This is a genomic window from Tenacibaculum amylolyticum (genome assembly GCF_964511145.1).
GTDB lineage: Bacteria > Bacteroidota > Bacteroidia > Flavobacteriales > Flavobacteriaceae > Polaribacter > Polaribacter amylolyticum.
On sequence record NZ_CAZEFZ010000010.1, the window covers coordinates 58,371 to 78,502 of the forward strand.

The following is a 20,132-nucleotide window of genomic DNA, read 5'->3' on the forward strand; positions in this document are numbered from 1 at the left end:
ATTTAAACTATAAAAAAATTTAAATAAAAAATGTCAGATATAGCAAAGTTACAAATAGGAGAAAATACGTATGAATTTCCGCTAGTACAAGGTACAGAAAAGGAAGTAGCAATAGATGTGAAAACTTTAAGAGGTGCTACTGGTGGAGTAATTACGATTGATCCAGGTTACAAAAATACAGGTTCTTGTCAAAGTGGAATTACTTTCTTAAATGGAGAAGAAGGAGTATTACGTTACCGAGGCTATGCTATTGAAGAACTAGCTGAAAAAGCAAGCTTTTTAGAAGTTTCTTACTTATTAATTTTTGGAGAATTACCAACGCAAGATCAACTAGATAAATTTTACAATGATATTTTAGATAATGCAATTGTAGACGATGATATAAAGAAAATTATTGATGCATTTCCAAAGAATGCACATCCAATGGGAGTTTTATCTTCATTAACATCAGCATTAACAGCATTTAACCCTTCATCTGTAAATATAGAGTCTGAAGATGAAATGTATAATGCAATTGTAAAAATAATGGGAAAATTCCCAGTATTAGTTGCATGGTCAATGCGTAAATTAAAAGGATTACCATTAAACTATGGTTCTCGTAAATTAAGTTATGTTGAAAACGTTATGACAATGATGTTTGAAAAGCCTAACGAAGATTATGAGATTAACCCAATTGTAAAAGAAGCTTTAAATAAATTATTAATCTTACATGCAGATCATGAGCAAAACTGTTCTACATCTACAGTAAGAATAGTAGGATCTTCTCATGCCGGATTATTTGTTTCATTATCTGCTGGAATTTCTGCATTATGGGGACCATTACATGGTGGAGCAAATCAAGCAGTATTAGAAATGTTAGAAGCAATTAAGGAAGATGGAGGAGATACTAAAAAATACATGGCTAAAGCTAAAGATAAGGATGATCCATTCCGTTTAATGGGATTCGGACATAGAGTTTATAAAAACTTTGATCCAAGAGCGAGAATTATTAAAGCAGCAGCAGACGAAGTTTTAGATGATTTAGGAATCGACGATCCAATTTTAGAAATAGCAAAAGGATTAGAGCAAGAAGCGTTAAACGACGAATATTTCGTAAAGCGTAAATTATATCCAAATGTAGATTTCTATTCAGGAATTATTTATAGAGCATTAGGTATTCCAGTAGAGATGTTTACCGTAATGTTTGCTTTAGGGCGTTTACCAGGTTGGATTGCACAATGGAGAGAAATGCGTTTGCGTAAAGAACCAATCGGAAGACCTCGTCAAGTTTATATAGGTGAGAACTACCGTCCTTTCGTAAAGATAAATAAGAGATAAAACTCTTTTAAATGATATAATGTCATTCTGATTTTCTTTCAGGATGACATTTTTTTTGAATTTATTACATATTTTATTACTGATTAAATTCAGCCAGATATGAAACAAATAAAACTAATTAAAAATAGATCAGATATTGGAGCAGGAACTCGTGGATCAGACATGGGGATCGATGCTATCGAAATTGCTGCAATTAATAAAGAAAACGATTATTTTAATAGGTATGAGTTTGAGGATGTAATTACTGAAAATGAATCTATTTATAATAAAGTAAAAAACTCTTTTGGAAAGCAAATAGAAAGTGTTTTTAATCAATGTAAAAGATTAAGTAATCACGTAAAAGTAAATTTACAAGAAGGAAGATTTCCTATTGTATTATCTGGAGATCATTCTTCGGCATTAGGAACTATAAGCGGAGTAAAAGGAGCTTTTCCAACAAAAAGAGTAGGAGTAGTTTGGATCGATGCACATGGAGATTTACATACACCATATACATCTCCTTCGGGAAATACACACGGAATGCCATTAGGTGCAGCCATTAATGATGACAATTTAGATTGTCAAGTTAATGAAGTAGACCGTGAAACTACTGAATACTGGGAACGTATGAAGAATATAGCAGTTCCAGGTCAGAAGGTATTGCCAGAAGATATTATTTTCTTTGGAGTTCGAGATACAGAGGAGCCAGAAGATAAACAAATGGAAAAATATGGTATCAAAAATTATAAAGTAGCAGAAGTACGTTATAGAGGTTTAGAAGTATGTGTTGATGAGGCACTTCAAAAACTCAAAAATTGTGATATTATTTATGTTTCATTTGATGTAGATGCAATGGACTGTGATATGATCTCTTATGGTACAGGTACACCAGTTCCTAAAGGTTTTGATGATAAAGAAATTGTAGCAATTATTAGCCGTCTTCTTGATAGTAACAAAGTAGCTTGCTTAGAGTTTGTAGAAGTAAACCCTTTATTAGATTTTAAAGGAAATAAAATGGCAGAAACAGCATTTGATATCTTAGACGAAGTAACTAAAAAAATAGAAAGTATTTAAAAAATAAATACTGTAAATAAGAGAAGAGGTTATCTAAATATTTAGATAACCTTTCTGTTTTTATAAAAAGTCTAGATGGCTTCAAAGATGAAATACTCTTCTTTAGAAGATAACTTTAGAAAAAAAATGAAAGTTCTGTTTAAAGAGAACTTGTTAGTTACACTTATAATCTAGTAATAGAAACAATATGAGCTTTTCCATCCAATGGCTGGTAAATTACAATAATAGCTTGCCATATAACTTCTGAAGGAGATAAGGATGCATCACATTTGAATCTGTAATTCATCCCTGCTACAACTTGTGTAGCAACTTTTTCAGGAGTATAATTTACACCTAAAATTTTCCCATTTTTAGTAGCTTCGTTAAAAACTTTTCTATCTACTATAGTTAAAGATTCGTAAGTGGTCCAGCCGCCTACTAATGTCTGTTTTGATAAAGTTTGATTTGACATGATGTATGGTTTAAGGTTAATTTCTAATTAAACTTCAATACCTCCGCCCCCATGTAAAATTATGTATGCTATAATATTTTTTAAGTGTTCCTATCTTTCTAAAGATACATCAAATTGTAAAATGAATCCTAATTCCTGATGTCTTGCATGTTTTAGACCATATTGGAATTGAACGCGTAGATAAACACCTGTAGTAGTCAAGTATAACTGTAATTTTCCTAAATCATCAGCTGAGTCTATACCTATTACAGTAAAATCATTATTTGGTTGTGGAGGCTCGGTACTATCATCCATAGGAATAGAAATGTCATACCAAGTTCCAGTTGTACTAAGTTGTACAGTACTAGAAACTCCATCAGGTACTTTTGTAAAGTCGATTACAATAGCAGTAACTGAATCTAACTCATTTGAGTTATTATAATGAGGAGTGGCTTTGATTTTAATACCATTATAGGGAATTGTATCATTATTTTTCTGTCTCCAATTACCAGAATACCAAATTTTGTTATCTATATTATTCATTGTTTATTTTTAAGATGAATGAATTGAAAAAAGCATTATTTATTAATGTTTTCTAATGTAAAAAGGAAAGGTGTAGCGTTTTTCCCTGGTCCGCCCCCAGTCATGACAATATCTGCACTTGTAATTCCAGATAAGTTGATTGAAGTAGTTATTTGAGAAATGATAGCAGAATTCATCATTTCTCCTTCTTCAATTTGCGAAACAACACCGATATAAATCCTAGAAAGAAACTCAAAAGAAGCTTTTTGTCCAGGAGCTACCCCTGTTTTTTTAGCTAATAATTTTCCATCTTTATAGCAATTAGCGTCAATAGCACCATTAGTTAAATTATTTCGAACTTCTACTTCATTTGCACTTACTGCCGGAGTTGAAGATAATTGTAAAACATCACCAGACATGTCCTTGATCATTTCAAAAGCTTGTCCATTGAAAGCTTGAAATTGAGGAGTGTAATTTCCATAAGAATCACTTGCAGATACATGAAAACTTAATGGAAAATTAAAAGGATGATTATCAAGTCTACCACAATTTTTGATAACTGTCCAAGCAATAGGAATCTCATCAAAATTTTGCGCTACGTTCTTTTGAAAAATAACAACTTGGCTATTATTAGTGTCATTAGATCTATTGATAAAGTTTAGTTTAATATAGTCCATTATCTTAGGAATATTTAGATTGTTGGTACTTATAAAGTTACTTTATTAATTGGTTGAGAATTAAATGAGTGTAATGAGAGTGTTTAAAAAAAGCATAAGTGTATAGAATTAAATCAAGAATGTTTTTCAATAAGGAATAATTGAAAAATATTCTCTTATATTTGTCACATAAACTTTAGGAGTAGCTAGTTAAACTAGTTTGAGAAATATCCTTAGAACCTGATTTGGTTAAGACCAACGTAGGGAAAAGTAATCTTAATACCATATATATCTGTAATTATACAGGTATACTATTTTTCTTCTAAAGTTTACTGAATATGTTTTTATGATAACAATTAAAGTAAACGACACAACCAAAACTTTTTCAAAAGAAACTAATATTAACCAATTACTTGATGAATTAAAAATTCAATCAAACGGTATTGCTATTGCTATTAATAACGATATAGTAAAAAAAACAGATTGGGAAAGTTTTAAGCTATCAAATAATGATAATGTATTAATCATTAGATCAACTCAAGGAGGATAATTAACTAACAAGATAACATATAATAATGAAGAAAAAAGATACAGCTCCAAAGCAAAATGGTATAACAAGAAAACCTTTTCCAAACTCTAATAAGATTTATGTAAAAGGGAAATTACATCCGCAGATAGAAGTTGCTATGCGTGAAATAACATTGAATGATACAGTAGATTCAATGACTAAAAAACGCACACCTAATGAATCTGTGACAGTGTACGATACATCAGGACCATATACAGATCCAGAAAAAGAAATTAACATTCATAATGGATTGGAACGTATTCGTGAGCAATGGATTTTAGATAGAAGAAATGTAGAACAATTAGATAAATTTAGTTCTGAATATTGTAACGAACGTTTAAATGATGAACGTTTAGATCATTTAAGATTTAATCATCTTAATAAACCGTATAGAGCTAAAAAAGGAAAGAATGTAACTCAGTTACATTATGCAAAACAGGGAATGATTACTCCAGAGATGGAATATGTGGCAATTCGTGAAAATCAGCGTATAGATGAAATGACACGTTTGTCTAAGCAACACCTAGGACAAGATTTTGGTGCTAATATTCCAGAAAAAATTACTCCTGAATTTGTAAGAGATGAAATAGCAAGAGGGCGTGCAGTGTTACCTTCAAATATCAATCACCCAGAAGCAGAACCAATGATATTAGGTCGTAATTTCTTGGTGAAGATTAATGCAAATATTGGAAACTCTGCAACAACATCTTCTATTGAAGAAGAAGTAGAAAAAGCTGTTTGGGCATGTCGTTGGGGAGCAGATAATATTATGGATTTATCTACCGGGAAAAACATTCATGAAACTAGAGAATGGATCATCCGTAATTCTCCAGTTCCAGTAGGAACCGTCCCAATTTATCAAGCACTTGAAAAAGTAAAAGGAGTAGCAGAAGATTTAACTTGGGAAATATTTAGAGATACTTTAATTGAACAAGCAGAACAAGGAGTAGATTATTTTACAATTCATGCAGGAGTACGTTTAGCATATGTTCCAATGACAGCAAAACGTATAACTGGAATTGTTTCTCGTGGAGGATCTATTATGGCAAAGTGGTGTTTAGCCCATCATAAAGAAAGTTTCTTATATACACATTTCGAAGAGATTTGTGAAATTATGAAAGCGTACGATGTCGCTTTCTCATTAGGAGATGGTTTACGTCCAGGTTGTATTGCAGATGCGAATGATGAAGCGCAGTTTGCAGAATTAGAAACTTTAGGAGAATTAACGAAGATTGCGTGGAAACACGAAGTGCAATGTTTTATTGAAGGACCAGGACATGTTCCAATGCATATGATTAAAGCGAATATGGATAAGCAATTAGAAGCTTGTGGAGAAGCTCCTTTTTATACATTAGGCCCTTTAACAACAGATATTGCTCCAGGATATGATCATATTACTTCAGGAATTGGAGCAGCAATGATTGGATGGTATGGTACAGCTATGTTGTGTTATGTAACTCCAAAAGAACATTTAGGATTGCCAAATAAAGACGATGTACGTACTGGAGTTGTAACGTATAAATTAGCAGCGCATGCAGCAGATTTAGCAAAAGGACATCCAGGTGCACAACACAGAGATGATGCATTAAGTAAAGCACGTTTTGAGTTCCGCTGGGAAGATCAGTTTAATTTAAGTTTAGATCCAGAGTTAGCCAGAGAATATCACGATGAAACGTTACCTGCTGAAGGAGCTAAGATTGCGCATTTCTGTTCTATGTGTGGACCAAAATTCTGTTCAATGAAGATTTCGCAAGAAGTGAGAGATTATGCAGCTCAAAAAGATTTAGAAGAAGCAAATGTAATTGCTGAAGGAATGAAGGCTAAATCAGAAGAATTTAAAGAAAAAGGATCAGAAGTATATTTATAGAATAATAAATAACGATCAGTACACTGTTATCAAAAAAGAGATAACTGTTTACTGGTATTTGAACATTGAAAACAAGATATGCTGATAGTATTAACTTCAGAACAAGAAATAACAAATGAAGCAGCGCTTTTAAACCAACTATTTACAAATGGTTTAGAAGTGTTGCATTTGAGAAAACCATCTTTTACAATTGATAGCTATAGAGAATTGTTAAGACAAATAGAAAATAAATTTTACAAGAGAATTATGATTCATGAATACCATGAATTATGTGTAGAGTTTAGATTAAAAGGAATTCATATTCAAGAACAACCAAGAATCGATTTAGGAGATGAATTAGGAACTTATGTAGCAAATCATAAATCAGATGGTTATAAGGTAAGTAGTTCTTTTCACGAACCTGAAGTTTTGAATGACTGTAAAATCAATTTTGATTATTATTTGTTGAGCCCAGTTTTTTCATCAATATCTAAAAAAGGATACGAAGGAAGAGGTTTTGATGTTAACGAAATTAATAAGACAATTGTAGGAATGGGAGGGGTGAATAAAACAACCATTCCAGAAGTATTTAAGTTAGGATATGGAGGAATCGGAATTCTTGGAGGCGTTTGGAATACAGAAAATCCAATAGAAAGTTTTAAAGAAATAAAACGTCATTACGAGGAGGAAACGATGAAGTAATCTCTTCAAAGTAGACGATCGTTTCACTTGTAATGACAAGAAAATAATGAAACAACGACCATACATATTAACAATTGCAGGATTCGATCCATCAAGTGGAGCAGGATTAACAGCAGATATAAAAACATTTGAAGCTTTACGATGTTACGGGCTGTCTGTTTGCACTGCAAATACAGTTCAAAACGATATTTCTTTTTCAAAATGTTATTGGACACCAGTAGAAATTATAAAAGAACAGATAGATATTTTGTTCGATCGTTTTAAAATCGATGTAGTTAAAATCGGAATTGTAGAAAATTGGTCTGTTTTAAATATGATTCTGAATGTTATCAAAACAAAAAATGCTTCATGTAAAATTGTGTTAGATCCCGTATTAAAATCTAGTACGGCATTTGATTTTCATGAAGAATCTTCTAAAAAAACATTTGAAGAAAGCTTTGATGAAATTTTAAAGAAAATTTATTTGATTACTCCTAATTACCAAGAAATTCAAAACTTGTATCAAGATAAATCGATCGAAGAAACTATAATTCATATACAATCTAAAACAAATCTGTTTTTAAAAGGAGGACATAAAACAGAAAAGATAGGAGTAGATGAATTATATACCCAAGAAGGAAAACGATTTGCACTCAAACCTAAAAGAAATTCGTATTACGAAAAGCACGGTAGTGGATGTGTATTATCATCAGCAATAGCAAGTTATATCGCGTTGAAATATCCACTATTAAAATCGTGCTATAAAGGAAAGCGATACGTTGAAACAATATTGAGCTCTAATAAAACATTATTAGGATATCACAACTACTAAAAAATGATAAGCAAATTACAATATATATCACAGGGAGAAACCCCAGAAGAACACTTACAACATATTCAAAGTGCATGCACATTAGGTGCAGAATGGGTACAACTTAGGTTGAAGAATGAATCGGAAGCTATTGTATTAAAAACAGCTCAAAAAGCTAGGGAAATTACAGGACATTTTCAAACAAGATTAATTATTAACGATTACTATAAAATAGCTAAACAAGTAAAAGCAGATGGAGTACATTTAGGAAAAACAGATGCTTGTCCTGCTGTGGTACGCGAATACTTAGGAAACTTATTCATTATTGGTGGTACAGCCAATACACTTGAAGATTGTCAAACTTTGTTAGAAAAAGAGGTTGATTATATTGGTTTAGGGCCTTTCAAATATACAACCACAAAGAAAAATTTAAGTCCAATATTAGGTTTAGAAGGTTACAAAGTAATAGTAGAAACATTAAATACAGAAACACCAATAATAGCTATTGGAGGAATTGTTTTAGAAGATGTTTCAGAATTGTTAAAAACAAATATTCATGGTATTGCTGTGTCTGGAGAAATAACTAAAGATTTTAATTCCATTTCGAAATTTCATCAAGTTTTAAAAGCTGGAAGTTCTCAAGAACAAGTTTTTAAATTAGATAATAACAACTAATTATTATGAGCTCATTACAAATAGCAGACAAAACATTTACATCACGATTGTTTACCGGAACGGGAAAATTTAGCTCTTCTGAATTAATGCGTGATGCATTATTAGAAAGTAAAAGCGAATTAGTAACAGTTGCTTTAAAACGAGTAGATGTACAGAATGAAGAGGATGATATTTTAACACATTTAAATCATCAGCACATAAATTTGTTACCGAATACTTCAGGAGTTAGAAATGCTAAAGAAGCAGTTTTTGCTGCGGAACTATCTAGAGAAGCCTTAGAAACAAATTGGGTAAAATTAGAAATTCATCCAGATCCAAAATATTTATTACCAGATCCTATAGAGACTTTAAAAGCAGCTGAAGAATTAGTGAAAAAAGGATTTGTAGTAATGCCGTATATCCATGCTGATCCTGTTTTATGTAAACGACTAGAAGAAGTAGGAACACAATGTGTAATGCCCTTAGGAGCACCAATTGGAAGTAATAAAGGATTGAAAACATTAGAGTTTTTAGACATTATTATAGAACAATCAAATGTACCAGTAGTGGTAGATGCAGGAATTGGTTCTCCATCTCATGCAGCGCACGCTATGGAAATTGGAGCAGATGCAGTTTTAGTAAATACAGCTATTGCAGTATCTCAAAATCCAGTAGCAATGGCAAAAGCATTTAAAATGGCAGTAGAAGCAGGAAGAATAGCATACGAAGCAAAGCTTGCTCCGATTAAAAAACATGCAGAAGCAAGTAGTCCATTGACATCATTTTTGAATTAAATTTTCGTCATTACGAGGAAAAATGACGAAGTAATCTCTATATGGGTAAATTGCTTTATTTTATTCGTAATGACAAATCAGAGTAAAAAGAATCATACAAAGAAGTAATGAATACTTTCGGAAAAATATTTGAGCATTATAATTGGGATACCATTCTAGAGGACATACTCTCAAAAACAATTATTGATGTTGAAAGAGCTTTGGTAACAGAAAAGAGAGATTTGGAAGATTTTAAAGCATTAATCTCTCCTGCTGCAAAACCTTATTTAGAGCAAATGGCACAATTGAGTAATCAGCTTACTAAAAAGCGATTTGGAAATACGATTCAAATGTATGCGCCAATGTATCTCAGCAATGAATGTCAAAATATTTGTACGTATTGTGGGTTTAGCTTTACGAATAAAATTCCTAGAAGAACACTAACAGATGAAGAGATTTTACAAGAAGTAGCTTTTTTAAAAGAAAAAGGATATGATCATATTTTGTTAGTCACAGGAGAAGCTAATAGAACAGTTGGTGTAGAGTATATAAACAATGCAATAAAACTTATCAAACCTCATTTTTCTAATATTACTATAGAGGTACAGCCGTTAGACCAGAAAGAATACGAATTGTTGATAGAAAACGGATTATACGCAGTGTTGGTATATCAAGAAACCTATCATAAAGAAGAGTATAAAAAACATCATCCAAAAGGTAAGAAGTCTAATTTTAGTTATCGATTAGATACGCCAGATCGGTTAGGAAAAGCAGGTGTTCATAAAATAGGATTAGGAGCTTTATTTGGTTTGGAAGATTGGAGAGCCGATAGTTTTTATACAGCATTGCATTTAAAATATCTTCAGAAGAATTATTGGAAAACAAAATATTCCATTTCATTTCCTAGATTAAGGCCTCATTCTGGAGGTTTAGAACCTAAAGTTGAAATGACTGATACAGATTTAGTTCAGTTAATTTGTGCATATAGATTATTAGATGAAGATGTAGAACTGTCTATTTCTACAAGAGAAAGTGAAGTGTTTAGAGATAATATTATAAAATTAGGAATTACTTCAATCAGTGCTGAATCGAAAACGAATCCGGGAGGATATGCAGTTGAACCACAATCATTAGAACAATTTGAAATTTCTGATGAACGTTCTACTGAAGAAGTTGCTCAAATGTTAAAAAACCAAGGGTTAGAAGTAGTGTGGAAAGATTGGGAACATTTTAGTTAATTTAGTAGTTCATTAATTTGAAAGAAAAGCAAAAAATTAACCTAAAAAGAAAATATGAAACCTAAATCAAGATTTTTTGTAACTATCATAGTTCTTTTACTAGTTGCAGGTGTTATTATGTATGGTTCTTCCCCCTCTAAAGCAACAGTATCTGATAATAAAGTGAAAATAACGGGGATGTATGGTATAGATTTACCGATTTCTGATATTCTTGCAATTCAATTATCAGATACAATTCCAGAAATTATCACAAAAACAGACGGATTTAGTTCTGGAGATGTATTAAAAGGAAATTTTGAACTTAAACAGTATGGAGTTTCCCATTTATTAATCAATTCAAATAATCCGCCTTATCTAATAATTACTACGGAAAAACCAGAAAAGATTATCGTGAACTTGGATAATAAAGCTGATACCGAAAAACTATTCAATGAAATAGAAGAGTTACGTAAAAAATAAAGTGAATTTTCATCAATAATAAACTTAATGTTAACTAAAGAAGAGCAGAAGCAATACAATCGTCATCTTATCTTAGAAGAGGTTGGAGAAAAAGGTCAATTACAACTTAAAAAAGCGAAAGTTTTAGTAATTGGCGCTGGTGGATTAGGCTGTCCAATTCTTCAATATTTAACAGCAGCAGGAGTTGGAACAATTGGAATAATAGATAATGATACCGTAGATCAAACAAATCTACAACGCCAAATATTATATACAGTTAATGATGTAGGAGAATCTAAAGCAGTTATTGCAGCAGAACGATTATCACAATTAAATCCATTTGTAAACTTTCAAGTGTATAAAGAATTGTTAACGAAAGATAATGCCATTTCATTATTTAAAAACTATGATATTATAGTTGATGGAAGTGATAATTTTCAGACAAGATATTTGTCAAATGATGCGGCAATTTTAACAGGTAAACCTTTAGTGTACGGTTCTATATTTAAGTTTGAAGGGCAAGTAACTGTATTCAATTATAAAGAGAGTGCAAGCTATCGATGTTTATATCCAACACCACCAAATCCAAAAGATGTACCAAACTGTTCTGAAATAGGAGTGATAGGAGTGCTTCCTGGAATTATAGGAAGTTTACAAGCGAATGAAGTTATAAAAATAATTTGCGGACTAGGAACAGTTTTAGCAAATAAATTATTAGTGTTTGATGTATTGTCTATGCGACAATTATTATTAAATTATACAAAAACTGAAAGAGCCGAGATAACAGAACTTGCAGAAAATTATGAAGCTTTTTGTGGAGTAACGATTATAGAAAATGAAATTACTATAGAAGAGTATGAAACAAGTAAGACTGCTTATAATTTATTAGATGTTCGTGAAGATTGGGAAAGAAAGCAACATCATATTGGAGGGCAACATATACCACTGGGAGTATTGCCACATCGCTACCAAGAAATAAAAACTGACAAACCTGTAGTTGTGTATTGTAAATCAGGAATGCGTAGCCAAAAGGCTATAGAGTTTTTGCAGGAGCAAGAATTAAAAGGAAGTTTTATAAACTTAAAAAATGGTTTAATGTAGATTCTATGAATGTTGTATTGAATCTTGAATTCTAAAACAACGTTCAGTGCCTAGAAATTTAGGGTCACCGTATTCTTCAGACCAAAAACCATCTAAAATATCTTTAGTTAAGCATCTGTATACAACAACACCATTATAAATAGCTGCCTCTTCATCATTGTAAGTAAAATTAATTACTAAAATATTGTCTTTAAAAAAGCCAGTTCCATACTGTTCCTGTTCATTATGGATTAACCACTTTGCAATGATTCTATGATTCTCATCTAAAGTAAGAGATAAAACTCCTCTATAATTTTGATCACTTTCATCTTGATTAGAACCTATAATAGAATATTCTCCAACTAAATCAACTGCTGTCATAAACTATATTATTAAAGAAAGGCAAAGATATTGCTCTATAAATTATGATTATTCTAAGTCTTAATTTAGTTTTTCTTTTATGAGTCTATCTAAGTATTTTTAATGAGTTGAATAATATTACGAACGAAGTTTCTATTTTTAACTACCAACCATAAAACAATGAAGAAAATTTTTATACAAGGAATACAATTCGATGATAAGTCATCGTATCAAAAAGGACCGAGATTAGCGCCACCTTTAATAAGAGAAGCATTAACATGTGGTTCTGCCAATATGTTTTCAGAAAATTTAATTTCAATAGACAACTCTAATGTAGAAGACAAAGGAGATTTTGAAATTGAAGAGTATTTCGACATAGAAAAACTCACAACAAAACATTTAGACTCTGGTTCAAAAGTGTTTACCTTGGGCGGAGACCATTCCATTACATATCCAATTATAAAAGCGTTTCATAAAAAATATCCTGTATTAGATATTTTACATATAGATGCGCATGCAGACTTATACGATAATTATGAAGGAGATAAACATTCTCATGCTTGTCCGTTTGCTCGAATAATGGAAAATGGATTTGCAGCACGATTGGTACAGGTGGGAATTAGAACATTAAATACACATCAAGCTGAACAAGCGGAAAAATTTAATGTAGAAATCCATCAAATGAAAAATCTAGATATAGCTGCGATTCCAGAGTTTAAAAACCCGTTATATATTTCTCTAGATATGGATGGGTTCGATCCTGCTTTTGCCCCAGGAGTTTCGCATCACGAGCCAGGCGGTTTAACTTCAAGAGAAGTAATTAATTTAATTCATAATATAAATACAGAGGTAGTTGGTGCAGATATTGTTGAGTATAATCCTGAAAGAGACTTTCAAAGTATGACGGCTTTTTTAGCTGCAAAAATGATGAAGGAAATCATTGCGAAAATGTTATAGATCATTTTCAATGATGTATTTTAAGATAACGTTTCTAATCTGAAGAGTAATATTTATATGTAATTACTATAGGCAATAAAAGTTGATTAAATAGTATCTTACTAAATACACTGCCAAGATATTCTAATACAAAAAAAGCAATATCATTTTTTTTTGATATTGCTTTTACGTTTTAAAACTTTGTTATATATAAATTATATTTTATTCCCAGATTACAGCTAATTTGTATGTGATACCTTGAGAAGTAAAATCAATTGTTCGAGGTTTTACAATTCGATAATCATTTAAAGAAATAATATCTGATGCTATTCGGGCTTCAGGTCTTCCTAACTCAATATTTTGTCCATAAAAAGTTATTTTGACAGTATCATCAGAATTGCCATCTTCAAAGATTTTTAGAGTATAAAAACCATCTGTTTTTTCCCAAATTATATTTTCAAAATCTCTTGTTCTATTATTTATGAAGTTTTCGTCAGAAATTTCATAAATAGTTCCATCATGAATGTTAGAAATAACAAACTTAGATTGTAACGAAATTAAAGTTGAACCTCCATTTGAGTGGTACTGGAAATCGCTAAGAATATGACCACTAATACCAGTAATTGCTACTCCAATAATAGTAGCTTTTGAGTGCGGTTTTTCGGTAATATTTATTTCTTTTCTTATTTCAATTATTTGGCTATTACTCAATGATAAAATAGCTAATATTTCATTAGTTCCATAATCATCAAATTTGACATCTAAAGAAGATTGAGAAGAAGAGTCATTTATAATACCATTGATATACCATTTTACATTTGTAATAGCTACCTGGTTTGTTAAATTCTTAACGTTTAATGTTTGTTGGTTATATTGAAATTTATCACCAATAACTTCAATATCAAAATCAGAAGAACTTAATTGAATGTCTCCTGATTGCTCACCTACTATTTCTTGGTCATTGCTAGATGAGTCACATGAGATTAATGCAAAAACGAATAATAAAAGCAAAGAGGCTTTTTGTATAATTTTCATAGTTAATTTTTTAATTTTTAATGGTTGCAAAAGTAAATGAAATCATTTTTGATGCAAAAAAAATGATGAAGTTTTTTACTTTCGCATAATGCGACAAACAACCAATACCATATTAATGATTCGTCCTGTTAACTTTAGGATGAATGAACAAACGGCTGTAAACAATTATTATCAAAAAACTTTAGAGAATGTGTTGCCTGCTACAGTAAATGCAAAAGCACAAGAAGAATTTGATAATTATGTTGAAAAGCTAAGAAGTTTTGGTGTAAATGTAATTGTAGTTTCTGATACAAAAGATACTGATACTCCAGATGCTATTTTTCCAAATAATTGGATTTCATTTCATCAAGACGGAACAGTAGCTTTATATCCTATGTTTGCTGAAAATAGACGTTCTGAAAGAAGAGAAGAGGTTTTAGATAGGTTAGAAGAGGAAGGATTTGTAATTGAGAATGTAGTAGATTATACATCGGCAGAAGAAGAAGATATATTCTTAGAAGGAACAGGAAGTATCGTTTTAGATAGGGCAAATGAAAAAGCATATTGCGCATTATCTCCACGTGCAGACGAGGAATTATTTATAGAATTTTGCGAAGACTTCGAATATACTCCAGTAGTTTTTACTGCAAATCAAACAGTAAATGGAGATCGTAAAGCTATTTATCATACCAATGTAATGATGTGTTTAGCAGAAACATTTGCTGTAATTTGTTTAGCTTCTATAGATGATAAGAAAGAGCGTAAAAATGTTGTAAAGCATTTAAAAACAGACGGGAAAGAAGTAATAGATATTACCGAAGTACAAGTAAATAACTTTGCTGGAAATATGCTACAAGTACAAGGAAAGGATGGAGAAAGATTTTTAGTAATGAGTCAAGCAGCATATGATTCTTTAACACAAGAACAAATTAAGAAAATAGAAAAACACTGTAAAATTATATCAAATTCCTTAGATGTCATAGAAGGATGTGGAGGTGGAAGCGCCCGATGTATGATGGCAGAGGTTTTTTTACCAAAACAATAAATTGAATCCGCTTAAAAGCGGATTTTTTTGTTTTATTTTATTGAAAAACGGGTTTGTATGTTAGTGTTTGAAATTATTTCTAAATAAGATGTGACCTATCAAAAAAAGAAGTGTCTTAATAGATGTAATCAATTTGTAAAATGAAGGCAAAGAATAATAGATTTAAAATAGTAGCAGTCATATTTTTCTCATTACTAGTGAGTACAGTTACCGCACAAAATGTAATTGTAGAAAATGGAGTTGAATATATTGATGAAAATAATGATTCAGAAAGTTTAAATTCAATAAAAGTACCTTCTATAGAATCTAAGGTTACTCCAAAACTTAAGAAAGTAAAACGAATACAGAATAAAAAAGATATAACCGCGATAGAAAAACTTCTAAAGAGAAAAAAGAAATTAAGATTTAGAAAGAAAAGGAAACTATCGAAGAAGTGCTTTAAAGAGTCAGCAAAAAATTGCGACTCTAATGAAAAGAAAGGAAAGTAAAAGGGGAATGTTGGGCTACTCATTATGAGTAGCCTTTTTTTATGGATAAAAAAGAGTCATTGAGCTTAAAAAATAATAGATTCATCGAAAGCACTTATTGATATTCATACTTAAAAATTACTTTTAAAGTATAAAACAGGAAGCTCCTGAAATAGAGTTCTAATAATTTACGATTCTTATTTCGCTATAAAGATAATTTATGAGTTTTGTTAAAATAATAGCTTTAACAAATTTTTAATAAAAAGACTGTAAAGAAAGTGGAGATTAGGAGACTTAACATACATATAATTTAGGATAACCTAAGTTAAACTTAAAAAGAGCATCAAATGAATTTACATATAAAACTTTTACCAATCGTACTTTTTCTATTTATAGGAATACAACAAGCAACAGCACAAAACGTAGTAACACAAAACAACGTTGAATTTATAGGAGAAAAAACGAATGATTTAAACTCAATTCGAATTCCAAAAAAGAAAATGAGTAAAGAGGCTAAAAAAGATATGCCTAAGTTGAATAAAGAAATTCTTACGATGAACAACTTAGATAAGTTTGTTAAGAAAAGAAAAAAATTACGTTTTAGAAGCAAGAGAAGGCCAGTGGCAGAAAAATGTTTTAAAGAAACAGAATGTCATGATGAAACATCCCCGAAAAAAGAAAAGCAATAAAAAAAGAGCACAGCGAGTGCTCTTTTTTAGTTTAAATAATATTGTAACTATTCTAAAACTTCTCCAATAATTTTACCAGTACACCCATTCGGGAATTCTACCTGAAGTAAATTGGCTAGTGTAGGAGCAATATCTATAATTTTGTAAGCTTCTTTAGAAGTTCCTGTAGCAATACCATTACCATAAAATATAAGAGGAATATGGGTGTCATAAGAGTAACCAGATCCATGTGTCGATCCTTTTTTAGGATAGCTAATGGTAGATGGATTAGGAATTAATAATACATCACCAGATAATTTCTGATTATATCCACGTTGTAAAGAACTTAAAATACCATCATAAAAATAACCAGACTGCATAGTTTTAGCAGTTACAGCTTTATAGACTCCTTTATAATTAATAGCCTCGTTTACTAGAAAACTAGCAACTTCATCTACAGTTATATTTTTTGCTTCAATAGCTTTTTTATTTAAGAAAACCTGAAAGTTTGAAAAATTTTCAACTGCATTAGCAATTTTAAATTTATCTAAGATTACTTTATTTGCAAATTCTTCAAAAGACTTACTAGCAAAGTAATTTGCAGGAATCTTTACAGATTTTAAATACGAAGGAACTTGTACAGCAGCATGATCTGCAGTTAGAAAAACAGTATAATTATCTGTTCCTACTTTTTCATCTAAAAACTGTAAGAAATTTTCTAAGTCTTTATCTAAACGTATATAAGTGTCTTCAATTTCTTTAGAAGCAACTCCAAACTGATGTCCAACATAATCTGTAGAAGAATAACTCAAGGTTAAGAAATCAGTAAATTCACCTTTTCCTAAATTTTCTCCTTCTATGGCAGCTTTCGCAAAATCTGTAGTTAAAGAGTTCCCTGCTGGAATTGCTTTAATTATACTATAGTTGTTGTTCTTGCTTCTTAATGCTGGAATATCGTGAGGAAATACAGGTTTTTCTTCACCTTTAAACGTTTCTTCAAAATTATTATCATCTACAATACTTTCAGTATATGTAGAAATATCATATAAAGTCTCCCAAGGTTGTTGTAAATAAGCATCTGCTTTGCCAGAAGCGTTAAAGTTGGTTACCCATTCAGGTAAAGTATTCATGTAATATGTAGAAGAAATCCATTGTCCTTGGCTACCACCATCAAACCAATAAGCAGCATTAGCCGTATGTCCAGCAGGTAAAATAGAAGAACGATCTTTAATAGCAATTCCAATCGTTTTACCTTGCATATTTTGAGCTAATTTTAACTGATCTGTAATAGTAGTTGTGTACATTCTATAAGGAGATTTCTTACCACCATCACCATCATTTCCAACAGTTTTATAATTATTATCATCAACACAATAAATAAACTTTTTATCAAATTTATCGTACCAATGATTACCAATAATTCCATGATTATCTGGAGTAGTTCCTGTAAAAATTGACGTATGACCTACGGCTGTATAAGTAGGAATGTAATTATAATGTGCATTTTCTAAAGAAAATCCACCTTTTAATAACCTTTTAAAACCTCCGTCTCCATATTTACTACTAAAACGCACTAAGTAATCATAACGCATTTGATCTATAACAATACCCACAACTAGTTTAGATTTTTTAGCAGGTGTTTTATGTTGTTTTTGTGGAGCCTTACAACCAGAGAATACTAGAAATAAAGCGCATAGATATATTTTTGTGAAAAATTTCATTTTTGAAAAAATTAAGTGATCAAAGGTAAATAAATACGCTAAATTTTAAATAAATAATTCTACTATGTTAATGATTTTTTAATCTTATAAAACTATATATACAAGTAAATATTCTTTAGTACTTTAGCAGTATAAAAAAGAATTAGATGAATTATTTCGAGCATGTTGGGAAATATTTTATGATGCTTGGTCAAGTTTTTAAAGCGCCTCAAAAATTTAGAGTTTTTTGGGATGCTCTTTTTCGTGAAATAGAGCAACTTGGATTAAAATCAATTGGGATTATTGGTTTTATATCGTTCTTTATTGGTGGAGTAATAGCTTTACAAACGGCCTTAAATATTAGCGATCCATTAATACCAAAAATGTTAATAGGTTTTGCAACAAAACGTTCTATTATTTTAGAATTCGCACCTACTTTCTGTTCTATCATATTAGCAGGGAAAGTAGGATCTTACATTACATCTAGTATAGGAAGTATGCGTGTAACAGAGCAAATTGATGCTTTAGAAATTATGGGGGTGAATTCATTAAACTACTTGGTGTTACCTAAGATAATTGCTACAGTTTTATTTTATCCTTTCCTAATCATCTTAGGAATGTTTCTTGGAATTTTTGGAGGTTGGGCAGCTGGAAAAGCAACAAACATGTTTTTTGAGGCAGATTATATTTCTGGAATTCAATACGATTTCGATCCATATTTAATTGTATACGCACTTATTAAAACAGTAATTTTTGCATTTATTATTGCTACGGTACCATCGTATCATGGTTATTATGTAAAAGGAGGATCTCTAGGAGTAGGAAAAGCTAGTACACAATCTGTAGTTTGGACCATTGTAATTATTGTAATTGCAAATTATTTCCTAACACAAATGTTATTAACGTAGATAGATATATGATTGAAGTAAAAGATATACACAAAAGTTTTGGAGATACCGATGTGTTAAAAGGAATTTCAACTTCTTTTGAAGCTGGGAAAACGAATTTAATTATTGGACAAAGTGGAGCAGGAAAAACCGTTTTTCTAAAAAGCTTACTTGGACTTCATGTTCCAGAAAAGGGGACTATAGTATATAACGGAAAAGTAAATACGGAAATGACAATTGAAGAAAAGAGAAATTTCCGTCAAGAATTAGGAATGGTATTTCAAGGAAGTGCTTTGTTTGATTCTTTAAATGTTGAAGAAAATGTAATTTTTCCTTTGAAGATGTTTACACAGAAAACAAAAGAAGAAATGCTTGATAGAGCCAATTTTGTATTGAAACGGGTAAACTTGGAGAATTCAAATCAAAAATTACCAGCAGAATTGTCTGGAGGAATGCAAAAACGTGTAGCCATTGCTAGAGCAATTGTAATGAATCCTAAATACCTGTTTTGTGATGAACCAAATTCAGGTTTAGATCCTAGCACTTCTATATTAATAGACAACCTAATTAAAGAGATTACGGAAGAATATCAAATTACAACAGTAATAAATACACATGATATGAATTCGGTGATGGAAATAGGTGATAAGATTGTTTTTCTAAAAAATGGAATAAAAGCATGGGAGGGAAGTAGCAAAGAAATCTTTAAAACAGATAATGAAGCAGTCGTGAATTTTGTGTATTCTTCAAATCTTTTCAAAAAAGTAAGAGAAGCGTATTTAAAAGATGAATGAGTAAAATGTTGGTTTTTAGAGAGCTAAAAAAAAGACGAAAAATAATTTAAAAAAACTTCATTTTTTATTTGGTCAAAATGTAAAACCTTTCTATATTTGCAACCGCTTAACGAAAGCACAACAACAATGACCGGGTAGCTCAGTTGGTAGAGCATCTCCCTTTTAAGGAGAGGGTCCTGGGTTCGAGCCCCAGC

Annotated in this window: 23 protein-coding genes, 1 tRNA gene and 1 riboswitch; of the genes, 18 read left to right on the top strand and 6 right to left on the bottom strand. The window is 31.0% G+C overall.

What is annotated here, in order from left to right; all coding sequences use genetic code 11:
• Positions 1–30: 30 nt before the first annotated feature.
• Both ACKTTC_RS05340 and ACKTTC_RS05345 read left to right on the top strand, forming a co-directional pair.
• Positions 31–1,317, top strand: coding sequence for a citrate synthase (locus ACKTTC_RS05340; RefSeq protein ID WP_408038762.1), 1,287 nt, complete (start codon positions 31–33; stop codon positions 1,315–1,317).
• 99 nt (positions 1,318–1,416) lie between these two features.
• Positions 1,417–2,370 (top strand): arginase, encoded by a 954-nt coding sequence (locus tag ACKTTC_RS05345; protein WP_408038763.1) that lies wholly within the window; start codon positions 1,417–1,419, stop codon positions 2,368–2,370.
• 163 nt (positions 2,371–2,533) lie between these two features.
• Here ACKTTC_RS05345 and ACKTTC_RS05350 read toward each other — a convergent pair whose 3' ends face one another.
• From ACKTTC_RS05350 to ACKTTC_RS05360, 3 genes are all read right to left on the bottom strand, one after another.
• The gene (locus tag ACKTTC_RS05350; protein WP_408038764.1) at positions 2,534–2,821 is read right to left on the bottom strand and encodes a hypothetical protein; all 288 of its coding nucleotides are present in this window, start codon (positions 2,819–2,821) and stop codon (positions 2,534–2,536) included.
• A gap of 90 nt (positions 2,822–2,911) precedes the next feature.
• Positions 2,912–3,343 (bottom strand): hypothetical protein, encoded by a 432-nt coding sequence (locus ACKTTC_RS05355; RefSeq protein WP_408038765.1) that lies wholly within the window; start codon positions 3,341–3,343, stop codon positions 2,912–2,914.
• 35 nt (positions 3,344–3,378) lie between these two features.
• Positions 3,379–3,999: a hypothetical protein gene (locus tag ACKTTC_RS05360; RefSeq protein ID WP_408038766.1), complete on the bottom strand. Its 621-nt coding sequence runs from the start codon at positions 3,997–3,999 to the stop codon at positions 3,379–3,381.
• A 167-nt stretch (positions 4,000–4,166) separates the two neighbouring features.
• Positions 4,167–4,262, top strand: a riboswitch (TPP riboswitch).
• A 62-nt stretch (positions 4,263–4,324) separates the two neighbouring features.
• On the opposite strand from ACKTTC_RS05360, the gene thiS reads away from it, so the two are divergent.
• From thiS to ACKTTC_RS05405, 9 genes are all read left to right on the top strand, one after another.
• The gene (gene thiS, locus ACKTTC_RS05365) at positions 4,325–4,528 is read left to right on the top strand and encodes a sulfur carrier protein ThiS (RefSeq protein ID WP_408038767.1); all 204 of its coding nucleotides are present in this window, start codon (positions 4,325–4,327) and stop codon (positions 4,526–4,528) included.
• Between the two features lie 25 nt (positions 4,529–4,553).
• The gene (gene thiC / locus ACKTTC_RS05370) at positions 4,554–6,413 is read left to right on the top strand and encodes a phosphomethylpyrimidine synthase ThiC (protein WP_408038768.1); all 1,860 of its coding nucleotides are present in this window, start codon (positions 4,554–4,556) and stop codon (positions 6,411–6,413) included.
• 78 nt (positions 6,414–6,491) lie between these two features.
• Positions 6,492–7,094, top strand: coding sequence for a thiamine phosphate synthase (locus ACKTTC_RS05375; RefSeq protein WP_408038769.1), 603 nt, complete (start codon positions 6,492–6,494; stop codon positions 7,092–7,094).
• Between the two features lie 46 nt (positions 7,095–7,140).
• Positions 7,141–7,905, top strand: a complete 765-nt coding sequence (locus ACKTTC_RS05380) for a hydroxymethylpyrimidine/phosphomethylpyrimidine kinase (RefSeq protein WP_408038770.1) — start codon at positions 7,141–7,143, stop codon at positions 7,903–7,905.
• Positions 7,906–7,908: 3 nt separating this feature from the next.
• Positions 7,909–8,559, top strand: coding sequence for a thiamine phosphate synthase (thiE, locus tag ACKTTC_RS05385; RefSeq protein WP_408038771.1), 651 nt, complete (start codon positions 7,909–7,911; stop codon positions 8,557–8,559).
• A gap of 5 nt (positions 8,560–8,564) precedes the next feature.
• The gene (locus tag ACKTTC_RS05390; protein WP_408038772.1) at positions 8,565–9,332 is read left to right on the top strand and encodes a thiazole synthase; all 768 of its coding nucleotides are present in this window, start codon (positions 8,565–8,567) and stop codon (positions 9,330–9,332) included.
• Between the two features lie 107 nt (positions 9,333–9,439).
• Positions 9,440–10,549 (top strand): 2-iminoacetate synthase ThiH, encoded by a 1,110-nt coding sequence (thiH, locus tag ACKTTC_RS05395; protein WP_408038773.1) that lies wholly within the window; start codon positions 9,440–9,442, stop codon positions 10,547–10,549.
• A 54-nt stretch (positions 10,550–10,603) separates the two neighbouring features.
• Positions 10,604–11,008: a hypothetical protein gene (locus tag ACKTTC_RS05400; RefSeq protein WP_408038774.1), complete on the top strand. Its 405-nt coding sequence runs from the start codon at positions 10,604–10,606 to the stop codon at positions 11,006–11,008.
• Between the two features lie 27 nt (positions 11,009–11,035).
• On the top strand, positions 11,036–12,088 hold the full coding sequence (locus ACKTTC_RS05405) for a ThiF family adenylyltransferase (RefSeq protein WP_408038775.1): 1,053 nt from the start codon (positions 11,036–11,038) through the stop codon (positions 12,086–12,088).
• A 3-nt stretch (positions 12,089–12,091) separates the two neighbouring features.
• On the opposite strand, the gene ACKTTC_RS05410 is transcribed toward ACKTTC_RS05405, so the two are convergent.
• Positions 12,092–12,448 (bottom strand): hypothetical protein, encoded by a 357-nt coding sequence (locus ACKTTC_RS05410; RefSeq protein ID WP_408038776.1) that lies wholly within the window; start codon positions 12,446–12,448, stop codon positions 12,092–12,094.
• Positions 12,449–12,607: 159 nt separating this feature from the next.
• On the opposite strand from ACKTTC_RS05410, the gene speB reads away from it, so the two are divergent.
• A complete protein-coding gene (speB, locus tag ACKTTC_RS05415; protein WP_408038777.1) occupies positions 12,608–13,384 on the top strand; it encodes an agmatinase in 777 nt (258 codons plus the stop codon).
• 201 nt (positions 13,385–13,585) lie between these two features.
• On the opposite strand, the gene ACKTTC_RS05420 is transcribed toward speB, so the two are convergent.
• Positions 13,586–14,398, bottom strand: a complete 813-nt coding sequence (locus tag ACKTTC_RS05420) for a hypothetical protein (RefSeq protein WP_408038778.1) — start codon at positions 14,396–14,398, stop codon at positions 13,586–13,588.
• Positions 14,399–14,486: 88 nt separating this feature from the next.
• Between ACKTTC_RS05420 and ctlX the strand changes: the two genes are divergently transcribed.
• From ctlX to ACKTTC_RS05435, 3 genes are all read left to right on the top strand, one after another.
• A complete protein-coding gene (gene ctlX, locus ACKTTC_RS05425) occupies positions 14,487–15,422 on the top strand; it encodes a citrulline utilization hydrolase CtlX (RefSeq protein ID WP_408038779.1) in 936 nt (311 codons plus the stop codon).
• 140 nt (positions 15,423–15,562) lie between these two features.
• The gene (locus ACKTTC_RS05430; protein WP_408038780.1) at positions 15,563–15,910 is read left to right on the top strand and encodes a hypothetical protein; all 348 of its coding nucleotides are present in this window, start codon (positions 15,563–15,565) and stop codon (positions 15,908–15,910) included.
• A 326-nt stretch (positions 15,911–16,236) separates the two neighbouring features.
• Positions 16,237–16,578, top strand: coding sequence for a hypothetical protein (locus tag ACKTTC_RS05435; RefSeq protein ID WP_408038781.1), 342 nt, complete (start codon positions 16,237–16,239; stop codon positions 16,576–16,578).
• A 47-nt stretch (positions 16,579–16,625) separates the two neighbouring features.
• Here ACKTTC_RS05435 and pafA read toward each other — a convergent pair whose 3' ends face one another.
• Positions 16,626–18,278 carry an alkaline phosphatase PafA gene (gene pafA / locus ACKTTC_RS05440; protein WP_408038782.1) on the bottom strand — a complete coding sequence of 551 codons (1,653 nt, stop codon included), beginning with the start codon at positions 18,276–18,278 and terminating at the stop codon, positions 16,626–16,628.
• Between the two features lie 146 nt (positions 18,279–18,424).
• On the opposite strand from pafA, the gene ACKTTC_RS05445 reads away from it, so the two are divergent.
• The 3 genes from ACKTTC_RS05445 (at position 18,425) to ACKTTC_RS05455 (ending at position 20,132) form a co-directional block, all read left to right on the top strand.
• Positions 18,425–19,165, top strand: coding sequence for an MlaE family ABC transporter permease (locus ACKTTC_RS05445; protein WP_408038783.1), 741 nt, complete (start codon positions 18,425–18,427; stop codon positions 19,163–19,165).
• Between the two features lie 8 nt (positions 19,166–19,173).
• Positions 19,174–19,938: an ABC transporter ATP-binding protein gene (locus ACKTTC_RS05450; protein ID WP_408038784.1), complete on the top strand. Its 765-nt coding sequence runs from the start codon at positions 19,174–19,176 to the stop codon at positions 19,936–19,938.
• A 136-nt stretch (positions 19,939–20,074) separates the two neighbouring features.
• Positions 20,075–20,132 (top strand) — tRNA-Lys (locus ACKTTC_RS05455).